The sequence below is a fragment of the Actinokineospora sp. HUAS TT18 genome (assembly GCF_051364635.1).
GTDB lineage: Bacteria > Actinomycetota > Actinomycetes > Mycobacteriales > Pseudonocardiaceae > Actinokineospora.
This window is the reverse complement of the sequence record NZ_CP195645.1, coordinates 2888856-2913988: the sequence shown is the minus strand read 5'-3', so window position 1 is coordinate 2913988 and position 25133 is coordinate 2888856. Positions and strand designations below refer to the sequence as shown.

22 protein-coding genes are annotated in these 25133 nt (G+C 71.5%); 18 read left to right on the top strand and 4 right to left on the bottom strand.

Annotated elements, in window-relative coordinates; genetic code table 11:
* The first annotated feature begins 66 nt into the window (after positions 1-66).
* Positions 67-477 carry a DUF3040 domain-containing protein gene (locus ACSHT8_RS12955; protein WP_436500943.1) on the top strand — a complete coding sequence of 137 codons (411 nt, stop codon included), beginning with the start codon at positions 67-69 and terminating at the stop codon, positions 475-477.
* A 187-nt stretch (positions 478-664) separates the two neighbouring features.
* On the opposite strand, the gene ACSHT8_RS12950 is transcribed toward ACSHT8_RS12955, so the two are convergent.
* From ACSHT8_RS12950 to ACSHT8_RS12935, 4 genes are read right to left on the bottom strand one after another with little or no spacing between them, the layout of a single operon-like run.
* Positions 665-3049 carry a transglutaminaseTgpA domain-containing protein gene (locus ACSHT8_RS12950; protein ID WP_436500942.1) on the bottom strand — a complete coding sequence of 795 codons (2385 nt, stop codon included), beginning with the start codon at positions 3047-3049 and terminating at the stop codon, positions 665-667.
* Entirely contained in the window at positions 3046-3480 is a 435-nt protein-coding gene (locus ACSHT8_RS12945) for a hypothetical protein (protein ID WP_436500941.1), read from the bottom strand. The genes ACSHT8_RS12950 and ACSHT8_RS12945 overlap by 4 nt, the downstream gene beginning before the upstream one ends.
* Positions 3477-4739, bottom strand: coding sequence for a DUF58 domain-containing protein (locus ACSHT8_RS12940; protein ID WP_436500939.1), 1263 nt, complete (start codon positions 4737-4739; stop codon positions 3477-3479). Before ACSHT8_RS12940 ends, ACSHT8_RS12945 begins: the two co-directional genes overlap by 4 nt.
* 9 nt (positions 4740-4748) lie before the next feature.
* On the bottom strand, positions 4749-5840 hold the full coding sequence (locus ACSHT8_RS12935; RefSeq protein ID WP_436500937.1) for an AAA family ATPase: 1092 nt from the start codon (positions 5838-5840) through the stop codon (positions 4749-4751).
* 564 nt (positions 5841-6404) lie between these two features.
* On the opposite strand from ACSHT8_RS12935, the gene mraZ reads away from it, so the two are divergent.
* From mraZ to ftsZ, 17 genes are all read left to right on the top strand, one after another.
* Positions 6405-6836, top strand: coding sequence for a division/cell wall cluster transcriptional repressor MraZ (gene mraZ, locus ACSHT8_RS12930; protein ID WP_436500935.1), 432 nt, complete (start codon positions 6405-6407; stop codon positions 6834-6836).
* Positions 6837-6989: 153 nt separating this feature from the next.
* Positions 6990-7949: a 16S rRNA (cytosine(1402)-N(4))-methyltransferase RsmH gene (rsmH, locus tag ACSHT8_RS12925; RefSeq protein ID WP_436500933.1), complete on the top strand. Its 960-nt coding sequence runs from the start codon at positions 6990-6992 to the stop codon at positions 7947-7949.
* A 542-nt stretch (positions 7950-8491) separates the two neighbouring features.
* Positions 8492-9226 (top strand): hypothetical protein, encoded by a 735-nt coding sequence (locus ACSHT8_RS12920; protein ID WP_436500931.1) that lies wholly within the window; start codon positions 8492-8494, stop codon positions 9224-9226.
* Between the two features lie 671 nt (positions 9227-9897).
* Complete coding sequence (locus ACSHT8_RS12915) at positions 9898-10197, top strand: hypothetical protein (protein WP_436500930.1); 300 nt, start codon at positions 9898-9900, stop codon at positions 10195-10197.
* 12 nt (positions 10198-10209) lie between these two features.
* Positions 10210-10371 (top strand): hypothetical protein, encoded by a 162-nt coding sequence (locus tag ACSHT8_RS12910; RefSeq protein WP_436500928.1) that lies wholly within the window; start codon positions 10210-10212, stop codon positions 10369-10371.
* A gap of 81 nt (positions 10372-10452) precedes the next feature.
* Positions 10453-10701, top strand: coding sequence for a hypothetical protein (locus ACSHT8_RS12905; RefSeq protein ID WP_436500927.1), 249 nt, complete (start codon positions 10453-10455; stop codon positions 10699-10701).
* 50 nt (positions 10702-10751) lie between these two features.
* Positions 10752-12626, top strand: a complete 1875-nt coding sequence (locus tag ACSHT8_RS12900; RefSeq protein ID WP_436500925.1) for a peptidoglycan D,D-transpeptidase FtsI family protein — start codon at positions 10752-10754, stop codon at positions 12624-12626.
* A 222-nt stretch (positions 12627-12848) separates the two neighbouring features.
* Complete coding sequence (locus ACSHT8_RS12895; protein ID WP_436500923.1) at positions 12849-14387, top strand: UDP-N-acetylmuramoyl-L-alanyl-D-glutamate--2,6-diaminopimelate ligase; 1539 nt, start codon at positions 12849-12851, stop codon at positions 14385-14387.
* Positions 14388-14457: 70 nt separating this feature from the next.
* Positions 14458-15909 carry a UDP-N-acetylmuramoyl-tripeptide--D-alanyl-D-alanine ligase gene (locus tag ACSHT8_RS12890; RefSeq protein ID WP_436500921.1) on the top strand — a complete coding sequence of 484 codons (1452 nt, stop codon included), beginning with the start codon at positions 14458-14460 and terminating at the stop codon, positions 15907-15909.
* Complete coding sequence (mraY, locus tag ACSHT8_RS12885) at positions 15906-16994, top strand: phospho-N-acetylmuramoyl-pentapeptide-transferase (RefSeq protein WP_436500919.1); 1089 nt, start codon at positions 15906-15908, stop codon at positions 16992-16994. The genes ACSHT8_RS12890 and mraY overlap by 4 nt, the downstream gene beginning before the upstream one ends.
* Positions 16991-18388, top strand: coding sequence for a UDP-N-acetylmuramoyl-L-alanine--D-glutamate ligase (gene murD, locus ACSHT8_RS12880; RefSeq protein ID WP_436500917.1), 1398 nt, complete (start codon positions 16991-16993; stop codon positions 18386-18388). Before mraY ends, murD begins: the two co-directional genes overlap by 4 nt.
* Positions 18388-19794 (top strand): putative lipid II flippase FtsW, encoded by a 1407-nt coding sequence (ftsW, locus tag ACSHT8_RS12875; RefSeq protein ID WP_436500915.1) that lies wholly within the window; start codon positions 18388-18390, stop codon positions 19792-19794. The genes murD and ftsW overlap by 1 nt, the downstream gene beginning before the upstream one ends.
* Positions 19791-20903, top strand: a complete 1113-nt coding sequence (murG, locus tag ACSHT8_RS12870) for an undecaprenyldiphospho-muramoylpentapeptide beta-N-acetylglucosaminyltransferase (RefSeq protein WP_436500913.1) — start codon at positions 19791-19793, stop codon at positions 20901-20903. The genes ftsW and murG overlap by 4 nt, the downstream gene beginning before the upstream one ends.
* Complete coding sequence (gene murC, locus ACSHT8_RS12865) at positions 20900-22324, top strand: UDP-N-acetylmuramate--L-alanine ligase (RefSeq protein WP_436500911.1); 1425 nt, start codon at positions 20900-20902, stop codon at positions 22322-22324. Before murG ends, murC begins: the two co-directional genes overlap by 4 nt.
* A complete protein-coding gene (locus ACSHT8_RS12860; RefSeq protein ID WP_436500909.1) occupies positions 22321-23028 on the top strand; it encodes a cell division protein FtsQ/DivIB in 708 nt (235 codons plus the stop codon). Before murC ends, ACSHT8_RS12860 begins: the two co-directional genes overlap by 4 nt.
* Before the next feature lie 53 nt (positions 23029-23081).
* On the top strand, positions 23082-23588 hold the full coding sequence (locus ACSHT8_RS12855) for a DinB family protein (RefSeq protein WP_436500907.1): 507 nt from the start codon (positions 23082-23084) through the stop codon (positions 23586-23588).
* A gap of 182 nt (positions 23589-23770) precedes the next feature.
* Positions 23771-25072, top strand: coding sequence for a cell division protein FtsZ (gene ftsZ / locus ACSHT8_RS12850; RefSeq protein ID WP_436500905.1), 1302 nt, complete (start codon positions 23771-23773; stop codon positions 25070-25072).
* Positions 25073-25133 lie beyond the last annotated feature (61 nt).

The window sequence follows — 25133 nt, the reverse complement described above, 5'->3', positions numbered from 1 at the left end:
CCCGCCGGGTCCGGCGGCAACCGTGATCGCCCGGCGCCCGCGACCAATGTGCCGGAGGAGGAACATATGCCACTCTCCGAGCACGAGCAGCGACTGCTCGACCAGATCGAGCGCGCGCTCTACGCCGAGGATCCCAAGTTCGCCTCCACCGTCCGAGGTGCCCGTCTCCGCAAGCCGTCCCGACGGCGCAGGCTGCAGGGCATCGCCCTGTTCGTCCTGGGCGTGGCGCTCCTCGTGTTCGGTGTGATGCTGCCGTTCAAACCGGCGGGTATCCCCGTGGTGAGCCTGCTCGGCTTCCTAGTCATGTTCGTCGGCGCCCTGATGACGCTGACGGCACTCCGCCAGGGCGACGCCGCCCCCGACCGCGCCGACACCCCCGGCTCCCCAGCAGGCGGCGGCGACCGAGGCGACCGCAGGAGTTCCTTCTCCCAGCGGATGGAGGAGCGCTTCAAGAAGCGCTTCGATGAAGACCATTAGCTGGCGTTAGCTTCCACAGGTTGACCACTAAGTGGCCGTAGAAGTACCTACGGCCACTTAGTCATGCCAAGAAGATGCGCGGCTCAAGCCCCCAGTAACGCAAGATCGGGTGCCAGGCAAGGAAAGTGAAGCCATAAGCAGCGCAACGCCCAAACAGGCACTCCGCGGAGCACCCCGCAGAGCAACCTCAGCGCCGAGGCCGCATCACTGACCGAGGCAGCAACCGAGCCTTCCAAGCCAACGGCGCAGTCCTTCGCAACCCCACAATCACCTCGTCAAACGCCTTGGCCAGCTCCGGATCCCGCTCAGCCTGCCCCCCATACCAAGACCGCTCCACCGAATTCACCACAGTCCGCAACGCCGTCTTCCCCGGCTCATCGAGACTGTGTTCCCGAGCCAACCGCCGAGCAGCCGTCCGCACCGTGTCCGAGTCCGAGATCGTCGCCCCCCGATCCCAAGACTCCGCCATCAGCTCATCCCACGCCGCGCTCGCCGCAGCAGGAGACGCCGTCACCACCGCGTGCCGCCGCCCATGCCGCCACCACGCCCGAACCAACGCGGGCACCGCGGCGGCCACCAGCACCAGCACCAACGCCGCCAACCACCACGACACCGCCGCGACCAGGAAGAACAGCGTCAACGTCGCCAACACCGCGACCACCGGCACCGCGAACCGCACCAGCGACCGCCGAACCCGAGCCGCCACCACAGCCGCCGCCGTCAGCACCAAGCCGATCAGCCCTGCCCAGATCTGCCACGGCCACGACGTGTCCTCCTGCCCGGCGAACGAGTCGATCGCGTCCGGGTCCTGCTCGTTGACCGGGTCCTCCCGCGGCGCCGCGCTCGTCGACGGGGCGCCGGTGGGCACCTCTTCCTCCGTCACCGACGTCTCCGGACCCGCGCTCGGGTCGCCCGTCGTGTACGGGGGGACGAACGTGCGGCCGTCGGTCAGCGGCGTCGGGTCGAAGGTGACCCAGCCCTGGGCGGGGAAGAACACCTCGACCCACGCGTGCGCGTCCTGGGTGGTGATGGACCGGTAGTCGCCGGACTGGAAGCCCGCCGTGTAGCCGATCGCGACGCGGGACGGGATGTTCACCGCGCGGGCGAGGATGGCCATGGCCGAGGCGTACTGCTCGCAGTAGCCGACCTTGGAGCGGAACAGGAAGTCCTTGAGGGCGTTCTCGTCGCTGGTCGCGTCGGTCTGCGTCTTGTATTCGAAGCCGTTGGCGCGGTCGAAGTACTGCTGCAGCGCCAGCGCCTTGTCGAACATCGTCGGTTTGCCCGCGGTGATCTGCTTGGCGAGCGCGACGACCTCGGGGTCGATGCCGTCGGCGGTGAGGTAGATCTGGTCGATCTCGCTGAAGTCGTTGCCCGCCAGCCGCAGGTCCTCGCGCGCGGGCTGGCTCATGTCCGCGTCCTCGGTGTACTTGCCGAGTTGGCGCGGGGTGCGGGAGTAGACCATCCCGCCGCTCTGGTCGTAGAACATGCCCTTGGGGATGTCGCGCAGCCTGCGCGGCGTGCCGTAGACCGGCGCCCACAGGTCCTTGGGCGAGTTGATCGGCTCGATCTCGATGCGGGTGATCGTGCCGCCGCCGTCGTCACCCGGCGCGGGCGGCAGGTCAGCGTCGGCGGGGTAGTCGTCGGGCAGGGCGTCGACCGCGGTCCAGCCGCCGTTGCGGTCGTAGCGGGGCAGGGTCATCGCGCGCAGGTAGCGGGCCTCGTTGCCGAGGTTGCGCACCCGGTACAGCTCGATGTTGGTGCCCTGGTCGAGCATCCCGCGCAGCGCCGTGAACGGTTTGAGCGCCAGGCCACCGCCGCCGCCCTTGCCGCCGCTGCCGCCGGGCAGGCTGCCGACGGTGCCGATCCCGGTGATCAGCGCCCCCGCGAGCAGCCCCATGACCAGCGCCACCGACACCATGGCCGACGGCGATCCGAACCCGGCCGCCGTGCCGGGGAGCGCGGGCCGGTTGCGCCACTGCTGGTGCCGGTGCGCCCCGTCGACGGCCAACAGGAACGCGAACGACGTCGCGCCGAGGATGAAGGACCACCAGGGCAGCAGGTCGTCGGCCAGTGAGGCGGGGACGGCGTAGACGCAGAGCAGCACGAGCCCACACGCCGCGGGCGCTCCCGCCGACACGGCGAGCGTGTCGACCAGCACCGCGACCAACCCGATCGCGATGACCACAAGACAGAGCATCGGCGCGGTCGCGGGAACTGGCGGAACCCCCAGTTGGACGGCCTCGACCGACCTCCGTAGCACCTCCCCAAGCTCCTCGATGGCGGAGGGGCCGGGGAACACACCGAGGATTCCGCTGTTCGTGAACAGCGCGACGACAAGGCACATCAACGCGGCCATCTGCGCGAGCCCGACGACCAGCGTGGGGGTGCGCAGGGCGCGCAGGCCGAGCCCGGTGGCGGTAACCACCATGACGGCGATGCCGGCATAACCCAGCCAGCGCATGCCTTCGATGACGCCGGCGAGCGCACTGGAGGCACAGAGCGTGGTGATGGCGGCGATCACCGGGGTGACGGTGACCGACCATTGGGCCTGGGGAGTGGTGGTGTCAGTCATGAGCCGAATCCCAATTCATCCACAGCCACACCCGAACGAAGATCAACTGTCGCCCGTCCCCGGATGGACCGGCTGAGGGTCGTGTCGGCGACGCCGGAAGTCTGAGTCGGCACGCCGATGGAAAGCACGAGGTCGTCGGGCATCAGCACCGCCACGGCTTCGTCGTCGCCGCGCAGGTTGCCCTCGGCGCAGCCGAGGTCGAGTGCCTCGGTCTTGGATCGCGGTCGCCACCTGACAATGATCAGCCGGATGACACGAGCGGCGTGAGCATCCCGCTCGCCGGCGCAACCGGTGGAGATCGGCGTCCCATGTGTCGCGACGAAGGTGTCTCCGACCGACGCGGTCGCGGGGGCAGCGACCGGAGTACGGAGGGCTCGGTTCCTGCGATCTCGCAGGCGACGAGGGAAGCAGGCGGTGGGACGCGAGTTCATGAGCCGAACCCCGCGATCATGCTGTCGCCGCGCTTGGTGCTGGTGCGGCAGATGCTGCTCCACACCCGCGTCATCGGGATGTCCGGGCGCGCCACCGTCACGCCCCAGCCTGCCGCGGTCAGCAGCGCCGCCGCGCCCTGTGGGTCGCCGTCGGGGCCGTCGCCCGCGCCCCATGCGGTGGCGTCCAGCAGGACGGCCAAGCTGCGGGTGCCGCGGGTGCGGTAGCGGATGAGTTGGCCGACCGACTCGGCGTCGGCGGCGCCGATGATGGCGATGAGTTCCTGGCCGTGGCCCGGGTCGGCCGGGCAGTTGATCTCGCGCTGGTGCACCGGCTGCAGGGCGGCCAGCGTGTCGAGCACCGCGTTGTCGCTGTGGCTGCCGTCGCCCGCGTCGCTGACCAGGATGGCGCCGGTCTCGGTGACCAGGCGGATCTGCTGGCCGTAGCGGTGCAGGTGCACGCAGATGCTCGCCGCGAACGACACCGCCCACTCCAGGCTCGAGCTCGCGCCGACGCCGCGGTGGCCGGAGACGCGGTGGTCCAGCAGCACCGTCGTGCCGCCGCGCCACGGGCTTTCCTCGACGCGGACCATCATCTCGTCGCGTTTCGCTGTCGAGCGCCAGTGGACTTTGCGCAGATCGTCGCCCTGGCGGTACGGCCGGACGATCGCGTCGTCCTCGCCGTGGCCGACGTTGAGCCGGATCGACCCGTCGTCGCCCGAGCCGAGGCCCGAGCCGCCGGGGACGCCGGACAGCGGGACCACGCGCGGCACCACCACGAGCCGGGACGTGCGCGCCAGCTCGCGTTCGAACTCGGCGAGGCCGAACGGGTCGGTGATCGTCGCCTTCAGCGGGCCGAGCTGCTGGATGCCGCGCAGCATCGGCTGCACCGCGTACCGCAGTTGCGTGCCGGTGTGCCGGGGCAGGTGCTCGATGACGAACCGCGGCTTGCCGCCCAGCGCGTACGGCACGCCGTCGGACACCAGCAGGCCGCCGGTCGGGAGCCTGCCGGTGCTGCGCACGGTCAAGGCCACTTCCGCGCGACCACCCACCGGCACCCGCGCGGGCGCCAGGTGGCGCTCGGCGTGCAGGCCGACCTTCGCGATCGCGGTGAACCCGCACACGATAAGCGGCAGCGCCACCACGAACACCGCGACCCGCAGCAGGTCACGCTCGTTGAGCACCACCGAGCACAGCGCGGCGGCTACCCCCGCCGCCAAGAGGCAGCGTCCCCGTGTGGTGAGCCCCGACAGCGCCCCCATCGTCCACTCCTACTGACGACCGCGTGCCCACTGCGCGGCCGGGTCGGCCTGCGGCACGGGGACACGCTGGATGAGCCCGCGGATCAGCTCGGCGGGCGAACGCCGGGCGGCCTGGGCCTCCGGGGTGAGCACCAGCCGGTGCGCGAGCACCGGGATGGCGACGAGATGCATGTCGTCGGGCACCACGAAGTCGCGGCCCGACAGCGCCGCCTGCGCCCGCGCGGCCCGCACCAGGTGCAGCGTCGAGCGGGGGGAGGCGCCGATGCGGATCTCGGAGAGCCGCCGCGTCGCCGACACCAACTCCACCGCGTAGCGCCGGACTTCCTGGGCGATCTGGACACCGCGGACCGTCTCGATGAGACCGCGCACCTGGTCGCCGGTGGACACCGGCTGCAGCGTCTTGAAGACGTCGGCGCCCGCGTGCTCGTCGACCATCGCCAGCTCGGCCTGCGGGTCCGGGTAGCCGATCGACACGCGCGCGGTGAAGCGGTCGCGCTGGGCCTCGGGGAGGGCGTAGGTGCCCTCCATCTCGATCGGGTTCTGCGTCGCGATCACCATGAACGGCGACTGCAGCTCATAGGTCTTCGCGTCGACGGTGACCTGGTGCTCTTCCATGCACTCCAGCAGCGCCGACTGCGTCTTCGGCGACGCGCGGTTGATCTCGTCGCCGACGACGATGTTCGCGAACACCGGGCCGGGGCGGAACTCGAACTCGCTGGTCTGCCGGTTGAAGATCGACACACCGGTCACGTCGCTGGGCAGCAGGTCGGGGGTGAACTGGATGCGGCTCACCGAGCAGTCGATCGACCGGGCCAGCGCCTTGGCCAGCGACGTCTTGCCGACGCCGGGCACGTCCTCGACCAGCAGGTGGCCCTCGGCGAGCAGGGTGACCAGCGCGATCCGCACGACCTCGGGCTTGCCGACCAAGACCCGCTCGACGTTGGCGGCGATGCGCTGCGCGGTCGCGTGCAGGTCGTCGAGCCTGCCGACCGGACGGTGGTTGTCGCTCGGATACGGCGGGGTCGGTGCCTGCGCCTCGGGGCCGTGCCCGCCGTACGGGGGGTGCCCCGGCAGAGCGGCGGGCGGGGTACTCGACGTCACACGACCTCCTGATGCTTGTGCAGAGTCACCGGGCTCTGGGCACCCGATCGGGGCGCGGGCGCTCGGTGGGGCAGTCTGCCGTGGCCGCGACAGCCTTCCATGGAGTGTGTCAAACCGGGGCGAAGTACCCCAACGTTTCCAGACAAGCCGATTCGGCCCGCGCGCCGGTGTCGATCGTGCCAGGTCGGCTCCGACCATGATCGACCGCGCCTTCGGTCACCCTGTGCGACCGGTCGTGCGGGCTGCGCAGCCGCCCGCTCCCCACTTCCACCCACCGACGCCCCCACGTCTCACCCCCAGGGCCCCACAGCGGCCCACATTCCCGTAGGACGCGTGGCTAGGACCGGGGTTGCGCGGGGATTTGGAATCACCCGCGGCGGTCGACTCCCCACCGCCCCCCACCTGGCCCCCCGGGCTTCTAGCTGGGCAAACGCGATCCCGATCGGTCGGAATCCGACTCGATTCGCGTTGACTGTGGTGAAAAGTGGGGTACTGTGGCGCCAAGTGGGGCGGACGGGAGTCCCATGGCCGATCCGACCGGTTCGGTGGGGAGGTGGGTGTCCGATGTTCCTCGGCACGCACACCCCGAAGCTCGACGACAAGGGGCGGCTGACACTGCCCGCCAAGTTCCGGGAAGCGCTCGCGGGTGGACTCATGGTCACGAAGGGTCAGGATCACTGCCTCTACGTGTTCCCACGCGCGGAGTTCGAGGAAATGGCGCGCAAAGTGGCGGCGGCGCCCCTGACGAACGAAGCCGTCCGGGCCTACCAGCGGTACCTGTTCGCGGGCACCGACGAGCAGCGTCCGGACAGCCAAGGTCGGATCGCGGTCGCACCGGAACTGCGGCGCTACGCCGGGTTGACCAAGGACTGCGTTGTCATCGGGGCGATCACCAGGCTGGAGATCTGGGACGCGCAAGCGTGGCAGACCTACCTGGACGAACACGAGGACAGCTACTCGCAAGCGCGTGAGGAGGTACTGCCCGGCGTGTTCTGAGGTTGTGGGGGGAGCAGGAAGACGCGGGTGCCGTGAGGCCTCGGTCCGCTCGCTTTCGGCCCTGGCGCACCTTCCCCGGTGCCAGGTCCGACGAGCGGGCGGGGACCTGGCGGCACCCGGCCGTCTGGCCGGACTGAAAGGGGGTGTGGCCACATGACGGATCAGCCGCGGCACGTGCCGGTGATGCTGGACCGGATTCTGGAGCTGTTCGCTCCAGCGCTGTCGGACCACCCCGCCGTCCTGGTCGACGCCACCCTTGGCCTCGGCGGTCACGCCGACGCACTGCTCTCGGCCCACCCTTCGCTCACGCTGGTCGGCCTCGACCGCGACCCGAACGCGCTGGCCATGTCCGCCGAACGCCTCGCCCGCCACGGCGACCGCGTCCACCTCGTGCACACCGTCTACGACGGACTGCCCGAGGCGCTGTCGTCGTTGGGACTGTCGCGGGTGGACGGCGTGCTGTTCGACCTCGGCGTGTCCTCGATGCAGCTCGACGTGCCCGAACGCGGCTTCGCTTACGCGCGCGACTCCCCGCTGGACATGCGGATGGACCCGACCACCGGCCCGACCGCCGCCGACGTGCTGAACACCTACGAGCCGGGCGAACTGGTCCGCATCCTGCGTGAGTACGGCGAGGAACGCTTCGCGCCGCGCATCGTCAAGGCGATCGTGGCCGAGCGGGCCAAGGAGCCGTTCACCACGAGCGCCCGGCTGGTCGAGCTGCTGTACGCGGCTGTCCCGGCGGCATCCCGGCGGACCGGCGGCCACCCGGCGAAGCGGACCTTCCAGGCTTTGCGCATCGAGGTCAACGCCGAACTCGACGTCCTGCGCCGCGCCATCCCGGCGGCGCTGGGGGCGCTGCGAGTCGGCGGCCGGATCGTCGTGGAGTCCTACCAATCACTGGAGGACCGCATCGTCAAGAAGGCGATCGGGGAACTGGCGAAGTCCACGACGCCGCCGGGCTTGCCGGTCGAACTGCCCGAACACGCCCCGTACTTCCGCCTCCTCACCCGCGGCGGCGCCGAACTGGCCGACGAGGCCGAGACCGAGCACAACCCCCGCGCCCAGTCGGTCCGACTGCGCGCCGCCGAACGGATCAGGGAGGCAACATGACCGCGCCGACGCGCAACAAGGCCAATCGAGCCTCTCGTCCTGCTGAGGAGTCGTGGGCGGAGCGTGCCCTGGCGAAGCTCGGCCGGTCGCGGCCGGAGCCCGAGGCTGAGCGTCAGCCGCGCAGGCGCCCTCGGCGGACTCCGGTTGAGTCCACTGTGGATGTTGTGGGGGATTCGGCTCGGGCTGGGCAGGGTTCTGCGACGGACGAGGCTGGAGTGGCTGACGGTGGATCGCGGGGTTCTGTGACGGCTGTTGACGATGGCCGGACTTCTGTCCGCGGAACGAATCGTCGGTCGGCTCGGGGTGCTGCTGAGACGCGCGTCGATGGGGATTCGGGTCGTTCTGATGAGGCTGACGGCGGATCGGGTTCCGCTGTCGCCGATGGCGAGCGGGGTGTTCGCCGGTCTTCCCGTGGTTCTCGCGGGGCTGATGGCGAGCGTGGAAGTCGGCGTTCGGCGCGGGGTTCTGCGCGTGGTGGGGAGGCTGTTCGGTCGCGTCGGTCTGCGGGTGAGGTCCGGGTCCGGCCTTCGGCGGAGCCGTCCGTGCCCGTGCGCAAGTCGGCGGCCGCGACCATCGCGCCTGAGGTCGAGCCCGTCGAGCAGCCGGAGGTGGAGCCGGTTGGGCGGCAGGCGCGTCCGCGCACGGCCGCGGCTGAGCGTGCCTACGCCCGCCGCGCGCAGCGGGAGGGCGGTCGGCCCGCGAAGAACCGGCCCGCTGTCGACCCGGAGGAAGCGGCCGCTGGTCGGGCTTCGTTCGTCGTGCTGATCATCGCCCTGCTGGCGGTGGGCGTGGCGGCGACGCTGTGGCTGACGACGCAGGCCGTCGCCGACTCCTACCGACTCGAGAACGCCAAGAAGGAAGCCAACGAACTCGCCGAACAAGCCGCCCAACTCCAGCGCGAGGTGACCCGCAACGAGTCGGCCTCCGCGCTGGCGGAGCGTGCCCGCCAGCTCGGCATGGTGCCCGCGGGCGACCCGGCCCGGCTGGTGGTCGGCCCCGACGGCTCGGTGACCGTGGTGGGCGACGCCAAGCCTGTTCAGGCGCCTGCTCCGCCCGCGCCCGACCCGGCAGCGGTTCAGCCGCCCGCGGGCGCGACCCCGCCTGCCGCAGGCGCCACGCCGCCCGCCGCGGGTGCCACGCCGCCCGCTGATGGTGCCGCGCCCGCGGCCGGTGCGACGCCACCTGCCGCTGGCACTCCTGCTGACGGAGCGCAGCCCGCCGCGGGCGCACAGCCCCCGGCCCAGGGCGCCGCTCCGCCACCAGGCGGAGGCGGCTGATGCCATCCCAGCCACGCCCGCGTGCCGCCACCTCTGGCGACACGCGGGCGCAGCATGCCGCGCATGCCCCGCGCGTGGTCTGCCGCCGTCTTCGGCAAGCTCGGCCGGCGCCCGCCGCTGAGCTGCGGCGCGTTCGCCGCCGTGGGGGAAATCGGGGGACACCCTCGCGATCTGGCTCGCTGTCGGCTGTGGTGCTCGGTGGGTCTCGTGGACAGGTGGTTGTCGGGTGGCCGGACTCTCGCGCTGACGGCTTGGCGACGCCTGTGCGTCGGGTGACCGTGGGCGGGTGGTCTGGCGGGGCGCGCCCGGCGTGGGGACGCCGACAGGGCGGGTCTGGGGACTCGGGTGTGGTGTTGACGGCGTGGGAGCGCTGGGTGGGTGTGGGGCTGGTGGCCGGGTGGCGTGGGAGTGCCGGTGCGGCTGCTGGTTTGGTGAGTTCTGGGCAGGGTGAGGGTGTCTGATGTCGGGTCGCAATGGGGAGCCGCCGGGTCGAGGTGACTCGGACCGCGATGGGGTTTCGCGGGGTGGGCAGCCCAAGGGGAGCGGTGGCGGGTCGCTGCCGCGTGGGGGAGTTCCGAAAGGCTCGGGGGGTGCTGGGGCCGGTGGTCGCGGGGGTGCGGGTGGCCGGGGCTCGTCCGAAGGCGGAGCGGGCCGGGTAGGTCGGGGATCCGATGGCGCGGTCGGACGCGGTGTGCCGGGCGGTGGTCGCGGTGCCGGGCAGGCAGGCGCGGGCGGTCGCCGGGACGCCTCGGGTGTCAGTGGGTCCCCGGGTGTGGGTCGAGGAAATGGTGGCCGTGGCGCAGCTGGGGCTGATGGGCTTCCAGCGGGTGTTGACGGGCGTCCCATCGGTGGGCGCGGGGCGGCCGGACTCGGGCGCGCTGGTGGTCGTGGCACGGCCGGTGGGGATGCGGGTGCCGGTGGTGGGCGTGGGACGGCTGGAGTTGGACGTGCGGGTGACGGTCGCGGCGTAGCTGGTGCTGGGCGTGGCGCCTCGGGTGCTGACGGGCGTTCCAGTGGTGGGCGCGGGGCGGCCGGACTCGGGCGCGCTGGTGGTCGTGGCACGGCCGGTGGGGATGGGGGCGCCGGTCGCGGGCGTGGTGCGGGAAGTGGTGGCCGTGGCGCGGCTGGAGCGGACGGCTGGATAGGTGGTCGTGGCGCGGGGGACGGGCGTGTGGGTGGGCGTGGCACCGCGGGGGGTGCTGGTCGGGCCGGGTCGAGCGGCGGTCTTGGGGGGACTGCTGGTCGGGCAGGTGCCGGTAACGGAGCTGGCGGCAGTGGTCGGGCTGGTGCTGGTGGCGGCCGAGGGGCCGGTGTCCCGGTTGGTCGGGCGGGGGCTCGGGGAGCGGGCGGGGTCGGTCGCGGCGGCGCGGGTGGCGTGCGTGGGGTTGCTGGGGTCGCGGGGAGTGCTGGTGTGCGGGGGCGGAGTGGTGCTTCCGCGGGTGGTTCCGGGCGGGTTGGTGGTCGCGGGCCGGTAGGCGGGGCGTACCCGGGTGGGCGCGGAGTTCGGGCGGCTGGTCGGCCAGGGATGGTGCGCGAGTCGCCCGCGCCGGGGCGGATGCGGCAGGTTCGGAAGCGGGCTCAGGGGACTGATCACCGGATCCGGGTTGTGGTCATCCGGTTCGTGTTGATCGCTTCGCTGGTGGTCGCCGGGTTGAAGTTGGTGCAGGTTCAGGTCTTCGAATCGGACGCGCTCGCGGCCCGGGCTGAGCGGCAGCGGGTGTTGGAGATCCCGATTCCGGCGCGGCGGGGGTCCATTGTGGACCGGAACGGGGTTGAACTGGCCTTCAGTGTTGAGGCCAGAGCACTGGCTTATCGGCCGGCGGCTGAGCGGGCCGCGTTGGAGAAGTTGCGGCAGACGGAGCCGAAGACTCCTACCTTCGAGGAGGAGACGGCGGCTATTGCCAAGCGGCTGCACGAGGTGTTGGGGGACGCGGCGCCTGAGGCTCAGGTGTTGGCGAAGTTGCGGGAGGACAAGAAGTTCGTCTACGTGGCCGAGAACGTCGAGCCCGCGAAGGCCCGCGACCTCAAGAAGGAGTTTCCGCAGCTCAACGTGGAGTATCGGGCCATTCGCGAGTATCCGGGGGGTGACCTCGGGTCGAACATCGTCGGGTATGCCAACTGGCGCAAGGAAAACCCAGACATCAACAAGCACGCGCTGCACGGGCTCAGTGGGCTGGAGAACCTGCGCGACAACCAGCTCGCAGGGCAGCCGGGAACTCAGATTGTCGAGACAGACGAGCGCACCGACGCGGTCATCCCGGGCAGCGAGCGTGGGCTCCGGTCCGCGGTCGATGGGTCGGACCTCGAGTTGACCATCGACGCTGACTTGCAGTTCTTCCTGCAGCAGAAGGCGGCCGAGTTCGGGCGGCGCAGTCAGTCGAAGACCGTCAGCGTTGTCGTGCTCGACGCGAAGACTGGGGAGGTCTACGCGCTCGCCAACGACAAGGCGTTCGACCCGTCGGCCAAGTCGATCGACCCGAAGGACATGGCCAACCCGGCGGTGACCACGCCGTTCGAGCCGGGATCGGTCAACAAGATCGTGACCGCGATGGGGGCGCTGGAGTACGGCATCACCACGCCGGAGACCGTTCTGTCCGTGCCCGGGTCGCTCAAGGTGGCTGACCGGGTTGTCGCCGACGCGTGGGATCACGGGCGGATCAATCTGACGACGACCGGTGTGTTCGCCAAGTCGTCGAACGTGGGGACGTTGCTGCTTGCCCAGCAGGTCAACGAGAACCGGTTCGCCGACCTGCTGTCGAAGCTCGGCCTCGGCACGCGGACCGGGGTCGGCCTGCCCGGTGAGAGCCCGGGCAGCGTGCTGCCGCTCAACCAGTGGTCGGGCAGCACCTTCGGCAACCTGCCGATCGGCCAGGGTCTTTCGATGACCGTGCTGCAGATGGCGGGCATGTACCAGACCATCGCCAACGACGGGGTGCGGATGCCGCCGCGGATCGTCAAGGCCACGGTGCGGCCCGACGGGACGCGGGTGGAGGAGCCGCGGCCGGAAGGGGTGCGGGTCGTGTCGCCGGAGACCGCGCGGACGGCGCGGGACATGTTCCGGGCGGTGGTGCAGAAGGCGCCGCACCAGAACAGTGGCACCGCGCCCGCGGCCGCGGTCACCGGCTACCAGATCTCGGGGAAGACGGGCACCGCGCAGCAGTTCGACCGCGCGGCGGGCCGCTACAGCGACTCGAAGTACTGGATCACCTTCGCCGGGATCCTGCCCGCCGACAACCCGCGGTTCGTGGTCGGCATGGTCTATGACACCCCGGCCTACACGACGCCCGAGGGGCACACGGCCGCGCCGTTCTTCCACGACGTGGCCTCGTTCATCGCGCAGCGCTACAACATCCCGATGTCCAAGGAGCAGTCGCCGATCGTGCCGCTCATCGTGCCGTGACAGCAGCCGCCACAGTCCGGTGAGGACGGTCCTCACCAGGTGGCGGCGCGCCTGCGGCAGTAGATCGAACATGTGTTCGACTCTACCGAACGCGCCAGGGATTTCAGCAGCGAAAACAAGATTCACCCGATCGTGTTCGGAGCGTGTCTACATCATCACCGCGGCTCGCCGTGATCGAGGGGCGGCAGGGCGCGCGAACCGCGCAGAGGTAGCCTTCGCGGCGTGCCCGCCAAGCTCGAGGGCAAGGCTGTCACGGCACCGCCTCGCCCCACCCGCACCGTCCCTGTCGCGCTGTCCACGCTGGCCGAAGCCGCGGGCGCGCGACTGATCGCGACCACAGACGGCACCACCGTCACCGGCGCGACCCTGCGCGCCCAGCACGTGCGCCCCGGCGACCTGTTCGCCGCGCTCCCCGGCGCTCGCGCGCACGGCGCCGACTTCGCCGCCGACGGCATCGCCGCGGGCGCCGCCGCCGTGCTCACCGATGAGGCCGGAGCGGCCAGACCCGCCGTCCGCGACGCCGGTGTCCCGGTGCTCGTCCACCCCGACCCACGCGCCGTCCTCGGCCCCCTCGCCGCGATCATCTACGGCCACCCGTCCCGCCACCTCGACGTCCTCGGCGTCACCGGCACCTCGGGCAAGACCACCACCAGCTACATGGTCGAGTCCGGCCTCGCCGCCGCGGGCCGCACCACCGGCATGATCGGCACCGTCGAGACGCGCATCGCGGGCGAGCGCCTGGCCAGCGCGTTCACCACGCCAGAAGCTCCCGACCTGCAGGCCCTGTTCGCCGTCATGGTCGAGCGCGGCGTGACGCACGTGGCCATGGAGGTCTCCAGCCACGCCCTGGCCCTCGGCCGGGTCGCCGGGACGAGCTTCGCCATCGGCGCGTTCACCAACCTGTCGCAGGACCACCTCGACTTCCACCCCGACCTCGAGGACTACTTCGCCGCCAAGCGCCTGCTGTTCGACGGCCGCTCCGCGCGCGAGGTCGTCTGCGTGGACGGCGAGTGGGGCCGCCGCCTGGTCACCCCCGACACCGTCACCGTGTCCACGACCGGCGCCGCGCACTGGACCACCAGCGACGCGCACACCTCGCTGTCGGGAGAGCAGTCCTTCCTGCTCCACACCCCCGACAAGCAGGTGATCCCCGCAACCCTGCCGATGCCGGGCACGTTCAACATCGCCAACGCCGTGCTCGCCGCGGCGATCCTGGCCGAGTCCGGCGTCCCGGTCGAGACGATCGTGCGTGGACTGTCCACAGTGCGCGTCCCCGGCCGGATGGAGCGGGTCGACGTCGGCCAGGACTTCACGGCCGTCGTCGACTACTCGCACAAGCCCGAGGCCGTCGCGCTGGCGCTCGACGCGATCCGCGCGCGCGCCGACGGCAAGGTGATCGTCGTGCTCGGCTGCGGCGGCGACCGCGACACCGCGAAGCGCCCGCTGATGGGCGAGGCGGCGGCGCGGCGCAGCGATCTGCTCGTGGTGACCGACGACAATCCCCGCAGCGAGGACCCGGCGGCGATCCGGGCGGCGATGCTGGCCGGGGCGCGGGCGGTTCCGGCGGCCGAGCGCGGCGAGGTCGTCGAGATCGGGGACCGGCGCCAGGCGATCATCGCCGCGGTGGCCAAGGCGGAGAAGGGTGATGTCGTGGTGGTCGCGGGCAAGGGCCACGAGACCGGCCAGGAGATCGCCGGGGTCGTGCACCCGTTCTCGGATCGGGACGAACTCGCCGCGGCCATCCGCGGGATGTCGTCATGATCGGCAGGCAACCGGCCCGCCCGTGCGGCGTCGTAGTGGAGGGCACGACCACCGACGGGGAGGCGAACCATTGATCCGGTTGACGTTGCGCGAGGTCGCCGACGCCGTGGGCGGCACGCTGCACCAGGCCACCGGGGACGAAGTCGTCACCGGCTCGGTGGAGTTCGACTCCCGCGCGGTCACCCAGGGCGGCCTCTTCGTGGCCATGCCCGGTGAACGCGTCGACGGCCACGACTTCGCCGCCGCCGCGACCGAGTCCGGCGCGGTCGCGGTCCTCGCCGCCCGCCCGGTCGACGCGCCCGCCGTGATCGTCCCCCCGACGACCGACGCGCACACCCGGTCCGTGGCGCTCACCGGCGACGTCGACGGCTCCGGCGCCGCCGTCCTCGCGGGCTTGGGCGCGCTGGCCAGGGCCGTGGTCGACCGCCTCGACGTCACCGTCGTCGGCGTCACCGGCTCGTCCGGCAAGACCTCCACCAAGGACCTCATCGCCCAGCTGCTGGCCCCCATGGGCCCGACCGTGGCGCCCCCCGGCTCGTTCAACAACGAACTCGGCCACCCCTGGACCGTCCTGCGCGCCGATGAGGACACCAAGCACCTCGTCCTCGAACTCTCCGCGCGCGGCCCCGGCCACATCGCCGCGCTGTGCGACGTCGCCCCGCCCCGGATCGGCGTCGTGGTCAACGTCGGCAGCGCCCACCTCGGCGAGTTCGGCTCCCGCGCCGACATCGCCAAGACGAAGGGCGAACTGGTCGAGAAGCTGCCCGCCGACGGCGTGGCGGTGCTCAACGCCGACGACCCGCTGGTCGCCGCCATGGCAGACCGCACAGCAGCCCGTGTCGTCCTCGTGGGCGAGGCCGCGCACGCCGACGTCCGCGCCGAGAAGATCGAACTCGACGACCAGGCCCGCGCGTCCTTCACCATGATCACCCCGAAGGGCGACGCCGAGGTCAGCCTCGCCCTGCACGGCGCCCACCACGTCGGCAACGCGCTCGCCGCGGCCGCGGTGGCGCTGGAGCTGGGCGTGACGCCGCAGGAGATCGCTGAGCGCCTCTCCGGGGCGAGCCGGGTGTCCGCGCGGCGCATGGAGGTCACCACCCGGGCCGACGGAGTCACGGTGGTCAACGACTCCTACAACGCCAATCCCGAGTCCGTGCGCGCCGCGCTGAAGACGCTGGCGACGATGGCCCGCACGGGCGAGCGGCGCCGGTCGTGGGCCGTGCTCGGCGTGATGGGCGAACTGGGCGACTCGGCGGTCGCTGCGCACGACGAGATCGGCAGGCTCGCGGTCCGGCTGGACATCAACCGGCTGGTCGTCGTCGGGGACGGGGCCAGGGCGATGCACCAGGGCGCGCACCTGGAGGGTTCGTGGGGAGAGGAGTCGGTGCTCGTGGCCGACGTCGACGCCGCGGTGGCGCTGCTGCGCGCGGAACTGGCACCCGGTGACGTGGTGCTCGTGAAGGCGTCCAAGGCCGCCGCGCTGTGGCGCGTCGCCGACGCACTGCTGGAGGACACCAAGTGAAAAGCATCCTCATCGCGGCCGCCATCGCGATGGTCGTGTCGATCCTGCTCACCCCGTACCTGATCAGGGTGTTCTCCCGGCAGGGCTTCGGCCAGGAGATCCGCGAGGAGGGGCCGCAGGGGCACAAGGCCAAGCGCGGCACCCCGACCATGGGTGGCGTGGCGATCGTGCTGGCCATGTGGGCGGGCTACGGCACCTCCCACATCGTCAACGCCATGTCGACCCCGCGCGGCGAGTCGCCGACCGCCTCCGGCCTGCTGGTGCTGTTCCTGGGCACCGGTCTCGGCGTGGTGGGCTTCCTGGACGACTTCATCAAGATCCGCAAGCAGCGCAACCTCGGCCTGAACAAGACCGCGAAGATGGTCGGCCAGCTCGTCGTGGGTATCGCGTTCGCCGTGCTGGCGCTGCGGTTCCCGGATGAGCGCGAGCTGACCCCCGCGTCGGACCACCTGTCGTTCGTGCGAGACATCGCGATCGTTTCCTTCGGCGGCATCGGCTTCATCGTCTTCTGCTACTTGGCCGTCTCCGCGTGGTCGAACGCGGTGAACTTCACCGACGGCCTCGACGGCCTTGCGGGCGGCTCGTCGGCGATGGTGCTGGGCACCTACGTCGTCATCTCGTTCTGGCAGTTCAGCCACGACTGCGCCCGCGTCCGCGAGGCCGCGTGCTTCGACGTGCGCGACCCGCTGGACCTCGCGATCGTGGCCGCGGCCGCGATGGGCGCGTGCATCGGCTTCCTGTGGTGGAACGCCGCGCCAGCCAAGATCTTCATGGGTGACACCGGTTCGCTCGCGCTGGGCGGCCTCGTCGCCGGTCTGTCGATGGCGACCCGCACCGAGCTGCTGATGATCGTCATCGGTGGTCTGTTCGTGGTCGAGATGGTGTCGGTGGTCCTGCAGATCGCCGTCTTCCGCACGACCCGCCGAAGGCTGTTCCGGATGGCGCCGTTCCATCACCACTTCGAGCTCGCCGGGTGGGCGGAAACCACGGTGATCATCAGATTCTGGCTGCTGGCCGGCGTCTGCGCGATGTTCGGCCTCGGCCTGTTCTACGCCGACTGGCTCGCGCTCGGCGGCGGCGTGTGACCGAGCTGAACGGCAGGCGCGTCCTCGTCGCGGGTGCGGGTGTCACCGGGCGGTCGGCGGCGGCGGCCCTCAAGCGCCTCGGCGCGGACGTCACGGTCACCGACGCCAACGCCGAGCGGCTCGACGAACTGGCCGACATCGGTGTCGCGCTGGTTCCCGGCCTGAGCGCGCCGCCGGAGGGCACGGACCTCGTGGTCACCAGCCCCGGCTGGCGCCCGACGAGCCCGCTGCTGGTCGCGGCGGCCGAGCGGGGCGTCGAGGTGATCGGCGAGGTCGAGCTGGCCTGGCGGATCGGCCAGACGCTGCCCCAGCCGCCGGTCTGGCTCGCGGTCACGGGCACGAACGGCAAGACCACGACTGTGGGCATGCTCGAATCGATGCTCAAGGCACACGGCGCGAACGCCGTGGCGTGCGGCAACGTCGGCCTGCCAGTGATCGACGCGGTGCTGGCGGGCCACGAGGTGCTCGCCGTCGAGCTGTCCAGCTTCCAGCTGCACTGGCAGTCGTCGCTGCGCGTGCACGCGGGCGCGGTGCTCAACCTGGCCGAGGACCACCTCGACTGGCACGGCTCGATGGACGCCTACGCCCACGACAAGGGCAAGATCTACACCGGCGCCAAGTTCGTCGTGCGCAACACCGCCGACGAGTGGTCCGAGCGGCTGGCCGCCGAGCACGACGGCACCCAGATCGGCTTCCGGCTCGACACCCCGCAGCCCGGTGAGCTGGGCGTCGTCGAGGACCTGCTGATCGACCGCGCCTACACCGAGAACCCGCAGGCGAACGCCGTCGAGCTGGCCACGCTGGCCGACGTGCGGCCGTCCGGCCCGCACAACGTCGCCAACGCGCTCGCCGCCGCCGCCCTCGCCCGCGCCTACGGCGTGTCGACTGAGGCGGTCCTGGCCGGGCTGAAGGCGTTCGTCCCCGGCGCGCACCGGGCCGTGCCGGTCGGCGAGGGCGCGGGGATCTCCTACGTCAACGACTCCAAGGCCACCAACCCGCACGCCGCCGCGGGCTCGCTGCGCGCGTTCGACTCGGTGGTGTGGATCGCGGGCGGGCAGCTCAAGGGCGCCTCGATCGACGCACTGGTCCGAGAGGTCGCCGACAAGTTGCGGGGTGCGGTGCTGCTGGGCGCCGACGCCGAGGTGATCTCGGTGGCGCTGGCGCGACACGCCCCGGATGTCCGCGTGCGGCACGTGGGTCCGGGAGACGATGAGCCCATGATCGCAGCGGTACGCGCGGCACGCGCCATGGCCCGACCGGGTGACGTCGTCCTGCTCGCGCCCGCGGCGGCCTCCCTCGACATGTATCGCGACTACGCCCACCGGGGCGAGGCGTTCACCGAAGCCGTGCTCGGGCTTCTGCGGGAGGACCACGGCGACACCGGGGCGGTGTGATGACTGTGACCGAGAGCCCCGCGATCGAGCGGCCGAGACGCGCGGTGCGCGCGGCGGGCAAGCTCGCCACCGTCCGCACGGTGCTGACCGCGTGGCTCGGCAGGCCGCTGGCCTCCTTCCACCTCGTACTCGCCATCTTCGGCCTGCTCACCGCGCTGGGCCTGGTCATGGTGCTCTCGGCGTCGTCGGTCGTCTCGATCAACACCAAGGGCTTCGGCCTCTACACGATCTTCAAGAAGCAGCTGCTGTACGTGCTGGTCGGCTCGGTGCTGTTCTGGGTCGCCCTGCGCACCCCGCTGGCGAAGATCCGCGCGGCGAGCCCGCTGGCGATGATCGCGGGCGTGGTCATGCTGGTGCTCGTGCTGACGCCGCTGGGCGCCACCCTCAACGGCACCCGCAGCTGGTTCCGGTTCGGTCCGATCTCGTTCCAGCCGATCGAGCTGTGCAAGCTGGCGCTGGCGCTGTGGGGCGCGCACGTGCTGGTGGTCAAACGAGCCGTGCTGCACCGCTACCGGCACCTGCTGGTCCCGGTGCTGCCTGTGGCTCTCGTGCTGTTCGCGCTGGTCATGCTGCAACCCGACCTCGGCGGCACGGTCACCCTCGGCGTCGTGCTGATCGCCCTGCTGTGGTTCGCGGGCGCCCCGCTGCGGCTGTTCGGCTCGCTCGCGCTGGGCGGTGTCGCGGGTGTCGCGCTGCTGGCCGTCGGCACGAACTACCGGCTCGACCGGGTGCTGAGCTTCCTCAACCCCGACGACGACCTCGGCGGCAGCGGCTACCAGGCGCTGCAGGCCCAGTACGCGCTGGCCGACGGCGGCTTCTTCGGCAGCGGCCTCGGGCAGGGGTCGTCGAAGTGGAACTACATGCCCAACGTCCACAACGACTTCATCTTCGCCCTCATCGGCGACGAACTCGGGCTGCTCGGCTGCGGCCTGGTGCTTGGCCTGTTCGCGATGCTCGCGGTCGTCGGCATGCGCATCGCCACCCGAAACATCGACCCGTGGATCCGCATGGTCGCCGCCACGCTCACCGTGTGGCTGGTGGCCCAGGCCGCGATCAACATCGGCTACGTCGTGGGTCTGCTGCCGGTCACCGGCATCACGCTGCCGCTCATCTCCTCCGGCGGCACGTCGGTCGTGGTGACGATGATGGTCTTCGGCATCCTCGGCAACTGCGCGCGGCATGAGCCGGAGGCGGTGTCGGCACTACGCTCACAGGGGCCGGGCCGTTTCGGCAAGCTGCTGCACCTGCCCGCGCCCGACCCGTACCAGCCGCCGAAGAAGCGCAAGCCGGTGCGGCCGAGCGCGCCGCCGCGCGGCGCCGAGCAGCGCAAGCGCGCCGCACCGGAACGAGCACGGCAGAAGACGAGCCGCGGCAACCCGCGGACCCCTAAAGGAGGACGTCGTTGAGCAGTCAGGCCGCCCGTAAAGGCCCGTGCGTGGTGATCGCGGGAGGTGGCACGGCCGGACACATCGAGCCCGCGCTGGCGCTGGCCGACGCGGTGATGCGGCTGCGGCCGGACGCCCGCGTGGTCGCGCTGGGCACCGAGCGCGGCCTGGAGAAGACGATCATTCCCGCGCGCGGCTACCCGCTGGAGTTCATCCCGCCGGTGCCGATGCCGCGCAAGCCCAACGTCGACCTGCTCAAGCTGCCGCTGAAGGTGCGCTCGTCGATCAAGGCCACCCGCGAGGTGCTCGACCGGGTCGGCGCCGACATCGTCGTCGGCTTCGGCGGCTACGTGGCGCTGCCTGCCTATCTGGCCGCGCGCGGCAGGCTGCCGATCATCGTGCACGACTCCAACGCGCGCGTCGGCCTGGCCAACAAGGTCGGCGCGCGGTTCGCCGAGCGGGTCGCGGTCGCCGTGCCCGACTCCGGCCTGCCCAACGCCGAGGTGATCGGCATCCCGCTGCGCGAGTCGATCATCAACCTGGACCGCGCCGCGCTGCGCGCCGAGGCCCGCGAGTTCTTCGGCCTCGACCCGCACGCGCCGACGCTGCTGGTCTTCGGCGGCTCGCAGGGCGCGCGGTCGATCAACACCGCCGTGTCGGGCGCCGCGCGGGCCCTGGCCGACGCCGGGATCGGCGTGCTGCACGCGCACGGCCCCAAGAACTCCCTGGTCGTGCAGGAGGTGCCGGGGGCGCCGAAGTACGCCACGGTGCCCTACCTGGAGCGCATGGACCTCGCCTACGCCGCCGCCGACGCCGCGCTGTGCCGCTGCGGGGCGATGACGGTGGCCGAGGTGTCCGCGGTCGGTCTGCCCGCGGTCTACGTGCCGCTGCCGCACGGCAACGGCGAGCAGGCGCTCAACGCCCAGCCGGTGGTCGACGCGGGCGGCGCGGTCATGGTGCCCGACGCCGAGCTGACCCCGCAGGCCGTCGCCGAACTGGCGATCCCCATGCTCACCAACCCCGACCGGCTGGCCGCGATGAGCGCGGCCGCCCAGGGCAGCGGGCACCGCGAGGCCGCCGACGTGCTGGCCAGGATGGTGCTCGACTCCATCGACAAGAGGTCCCGATGACCACCACCGACCGCCTGCTCGCCCGTGCCCACCTGATCGGCATCGGCGGCGCGGGCATGAGCGGCATCGCCCGCATCCTGCTCGCCCGCAACCGGCAGGTGTCCGGGTCGGACGCCAAGGAGAGCCGCGCGTTCTTCAGCCTGCGCGCGCAGGGCGCGAAGATCGCGATCGGACAGTCCGCCGACAACCTCGACCTGCTTCCCGAGGCTCCCACCGCTGTCGTCGTCTCGACGGCGATCAAGGAGGACAACCCGGAGCTCGTCGAGGCCCGCAAGCGCGGGATCGTCGTCGTGCACCGGTCGCAGGCGCTGGCCGAGCTGATGATGGGCCACCAGGTCGCGTGCGTCGCGGGCACCCACGGCAAGACGTCGACGACGTCGATGCTGACCGTCGCCCTGCAGCACTGCAGGCTCGACCCGTCCTTCGCCATCGGCGGCGACCTCAACGAGTCCGGCGCCAACGCCCACCACGGGTCCGGCGGGATCTTCGTGGCCGAGGCCGACGAGAGCGACGGCTCGTTCCTCGCGTTCCGGCCGTCGGTCGCGGTGGTCACCAACGTCGAGGCCGACCACCTCGACCACCACGGCACGGTCGAGGCGTACACGGCGGTGTTCGACTCGTTCCTCGACCAGATCACCGCAGACGGCGTGCTCGTCGCCTGCGCCGACGACCCTGGCTCGGCCGCGCTGGCCGAGCGCGCCGAGGCCAAGGGCATCCGGGTGCGCCGCTACGGCCGCACCGCGACGGCCGCGTCCGACGCGACGATGCTCGACTACCGGCCGCGCGACGGCGGGGGAGTCGCGCGGGTCTCGCTGGACGGCCGCGAGTTCGAGCTCGGTGTGGCCATGCCGGGCGAGCACATGGCGCTCAACGCGATCGCCGCGCTGGTGGCGGGCCGGGAACTGGGCGCGCCGCTGATCGAGCTTGGCGAGGGCATCGCCGCGTTCGGCGGAGTGCGCAGGCGCTTCGAGTTCAAGGGCCGCGTCGGCGGCGTGCGGATCTACGACGACTACGCCCACCACCCGACCGAGGTCGCCGCGCAGCTCGCCGCGGTGCGGCCCGCCGCGGGCGACGGCCGGGTCGTGGTGATCTTCCAGCCGCACCTGTACTCGCGCACCAAGCAGTTCGCCGCCGAGTTCGGCGCGGCGCTGTCGCTGGCCGACGTCGTGGTCGTGCTCGACGTCTTCGGCGCCCGTGAACAGCCGGAACCCGGGGTGAGCGGTGCGCTGATCAGCGAGGCCGTCACCGCGCCGGAGGTCCACTACGAGCCCGCGTTCGACCGGGTGACCACGCTCGTGGCCGACCTGGTGCGCGACGGCGACCTCGTGCTCACCATGGGCGCGGGCGACGTCACGTCGCTGGGTCCTGAGCTGCTCGCCGAACTCGACCGCCGGGCGAACGCGCCGGATCAACCAGAGTGACTACGGCCGAGACCAGGCGCAGGCCGCGCACCGAGCGGCCCGTGACCCGGCGGCGCTACCTGATGCGCCGGTGGGGCGTGCTCGGCGCGTTCCTCGGCGTGGTGGCCCTGGTCTACGTCGTGATGTTCACGTCGGTGCTCGGGGTGCGCGGGGTCGAGGTGCTGGGCAACACGGTGCTGACCGCCGACGAGGTGCGCGACGTGGCCGCCGTCGAGGCGGGCAGCCCGCTCGTCCGGCTCGACACCGACGCCATCGCCGCGCGGGTGGCCGCGCTGCCGCGCGTGCGGTCGGTGGACGTGCGCCGGTCGTTCCCGAGCACGGTGGAGATCATCGTGGTCGAGCGCTCCGCGGTGGCCGTCGCGATCGGCCCGGACGGGTTCCACCTGGTCGACGGCGACGGGGTCGACTACAGCGTCGAGACCGCGGCGCCACCGGGGTTGCCGCAGGTCATCGCCCCGGACACGGCCACGACGAGGGCCGCGGTGGCGGTGCTGGCCGCCGTGCCGGAGCCGTTGCGGCCGCAGATCGTGAAGGTCACCGCGGAGACCGTTGGCAACGTCCGGCTGACGCTGACCGACGGCCGCGAGGTCAAGTGGGGCGGCACCGACGAGTCCGGCCGCAAGGCCGCGGTGCTCGGCCCGCTGCTGACCCGCCCGGGCAAGACCTACGACGTGGCCACGCCGGACTTCCCGACCGTGGCGTAGTCCACTGTGGAAATTGCGTCGCGGGGGCTGCCGGGTTCGGTGAGACTGCGGCCATGACTTCAAGCGACACCAGGATCGATCCCCCGCGCACCGGCGGCGAACTCGACCAGCTCACGACCTTCCTCGACTACCAGCGCGGCACCGTCGTGCGCAAGGCCACCGGATTGTCCGAAGAGGACGCCCACCGCGTCCTGCTGCCCTCGGAGCTGATGACCGTCGCCGGGCTGCTCTCGCACCTGCGCTGGGTCGAGGCGTGGTGGTTCGACGTGGTGGTCAACGGCCAGCCGGACCGTGCCCCCTACACCGAGGAAGACCCCGACCGCGAGTTCCGCGTCGCCGCCGACATGACCCTCGCCCAGCTCGTCGCCGATTACGAAGAGCAATGCTCGGTGAGCCGCGAGATCGCGGGCCGGTTCCCGCTGGACCACGTCGCGACGTACCTGGACGGCAAGCAGGTGAATGTGCGGTGGGTTCTGATCCACATGATCGAGGAAACCGCCCGTCACGCAGGACATCTGGATATCATCCGCGAGCAGCTCGACGGCGCGACCGGGGAGTGAGCCTTACGTCCCGTGACGAACATCCGCGGCGCTACACGGCGTGGCGGCTGGATCGACGGTCGAGGTATGCCTACCTTCCTTGCGTAGTCCGGGGTTGACATAACTCTCAGGCTCTGGTTGAGGTCGAGAGATTTTGGGAGCCAGGACAGCACCATGCAAGACACGATCAGGAAGGCGGCACCATGACGCCCCCGCACAACTACCTCGCCGTGATAAAGGTCGTCGGCATCGGTGGCGGCGGCGTGAACGCCGTCAACCGCATGATCGAGGTCGGCCTCAAGGGTGTCGAGTTCATCGCGGTGAACACCGACGCGCAAGCGCTGCTCATGTCCGACGCCGACGTCAAGCTCGACATCGGCCGTGAACTCACCCGCGGCCTCGGCGCCGGGGCGAACCCGGACGTCGGCCACAAGGCCGCCGAGGACCACCGCGAGGAGATCGAGGAGGTCCTCAAGGGGGCCGACATGGTCTTCGTGACCGCGGGCGAGGGTGGCGGCACCGGCACCGGCGGCGCGCCCGTCGTGGCCTCGATCGCCCGCAAGCTCGGCGCGCTCACCATCGGCGTGGTCACCCGCCCGTTCTCCTTCGAGGGCAAGCGGCGGGCCAAGCAGGCCGAGGACGGCATCACCGAGCTGCGCAACGAGTGCGACACCCTCATCGTCATCCCCAACGACCGGTTGCTGCAGCTCGGCGACGTGGGCGTGTCGCTGATGGACGCGTTCCGCTCGGCCGACGAGGTGCTGCTCTCCGGTGTGCAGGGCATCACCGACCTGATCACCACCCCCGGTCTGATCAACCTCGACTTCGCCGACGTCAAGAGCGTCATGTCCGGCGCGGGCAGCGCCCTCATGGGCATCGGCTCGGCGCGCGGTGAGGGCCGGGCGGTGCAGGCCGCGCAGAAGGCGATCAACTCGCCCCTGCTGGAGGCGTCCATGGACGGCGCCCACGGCGTGCTGCTGGCCATCGCGGGCGGCTCCGACCTCGGCCTGTTCGAGATCAACGAGTCGGCGTCGCTGGTGCAGGAGTCCGCGCATCCCGAGGCCAACATCATCTTCGGTACGGTCATCGACGACTCCCTCGGCGACGAGGTCCGGGTCACGGTGATCGCAGCGGGTTTTGACAGTGGTACGCCGACGCACAAGAAGCTCGACCCCACCGCGTTGGGCGCTCGTACCACTACCGGCACCACCGCCACCGCCGTCTCCGGGCAGGTTTCGGCCCCGGCGACCCCGCCGCCGCCGGTCACCCAGCAGCCCGCGCCGGTCGCACAGCCGACCCAGCCCACCCCGCAGACCCAGCACCAGGGCACCTACCAGCAGACGGCCCCGGCGTCGAACGGGTTCACCCAGCAGGCCCCGCCCGCGACGGGCACCCAGTCGGTGCCGGGCGCGCGCGGCGCCCAGGGCAGCCTGCCGACCCGCGCGGTCCCGGTGGACGACGACCCGGACAGCGAAGTCGACGTGCCCCCATTCATGCGCAGGTAGTTGACTAAGGTTCCCACCAGATCACGAGACCTAAGGGGACCGTGGCGGCGGAGGACCACGG

Coding starts and splice junctions, on each gene's coding strand:
- mraZ (WP_436500935.1), top strand. CDS start 6,405: ATGTTCCTCGGCACGCACACCCCGAAGCTCGACGACAAGGGGCGGCTG.
- rsmH (WP_436500933.1), top strand. CDS start 6,990: ATGACGGATCAGCCGCGGCACGTGCCGGTGATGCTGGACCGGATTCTG.
- murC (WP_436500911.1), top strand. CDS start 20,900: ATGACCACCACCGACCGCCTGCTCGCCCGTGCCCACCTGATCGGCATC.
- ACSHT8_RS12900 (WP_436500925.1), top strand. CDS start 10,752: ATGGTGCGCGAGTCGCCCGCGCCGGGGCGGATGCGGCAGGTTCGGAAG.
- ACSHT8_RS12915 (WP_436500930.1), top strand. CDS start 9,898: ATGGCGCGGTCGGACGCGGTGTGCCGGGCGGTGGTCGCGGTGCCGGGC.
- ACSHT8_RS12945 (WP_436500941.1), bottom strand. CDS start 3,480: ATGAACTCGCGTCCCACCGCCTGCTTCCCTCGTCGCCTGCGAGATCGC.
- ftsW (WP_436500915.1), top strand. CDS start 18,388: ATGACTGTGACCGAGAGCCCCGCGATCGAGCGGCCGAGACGCGCGGTG.
- ACSHT8_RS12940 (WP_436500939.1), bottom strand. CDS start 4,739: ATGGGGGCGCTGTCGGGGCTCACCACACGGGGACGCTGCCTCTTGGCG.
- ACSHT8_RS12955 (WP_436500943.1), top strand. CDS start 67: ATGCCACTCTCCGAGCACGAGCAGCGACTGCTCGACCAGATCGAGCGC.
- ftsZ (WP_436500905.1), top strand. CDS start 23,771: ATGACGCCCCCGCACAACTACCTCGCCGTGATAAAGGTCGTCGGCATC.
- ACSHT8_RS12950 (WP_436500942.1), bottom strand. CDS start 3,049: ATGACTGACACCACCACTCCCCAGGCCCAATGGTCGGTCACCGTCACC.
- ACSHT8_RS12855 (WP_436500907.1), top strand. CDS start 23,082: ATGACTTCAAGCGACACCAGGATCGATCCCCCGCGCACCGGCGGCGAA.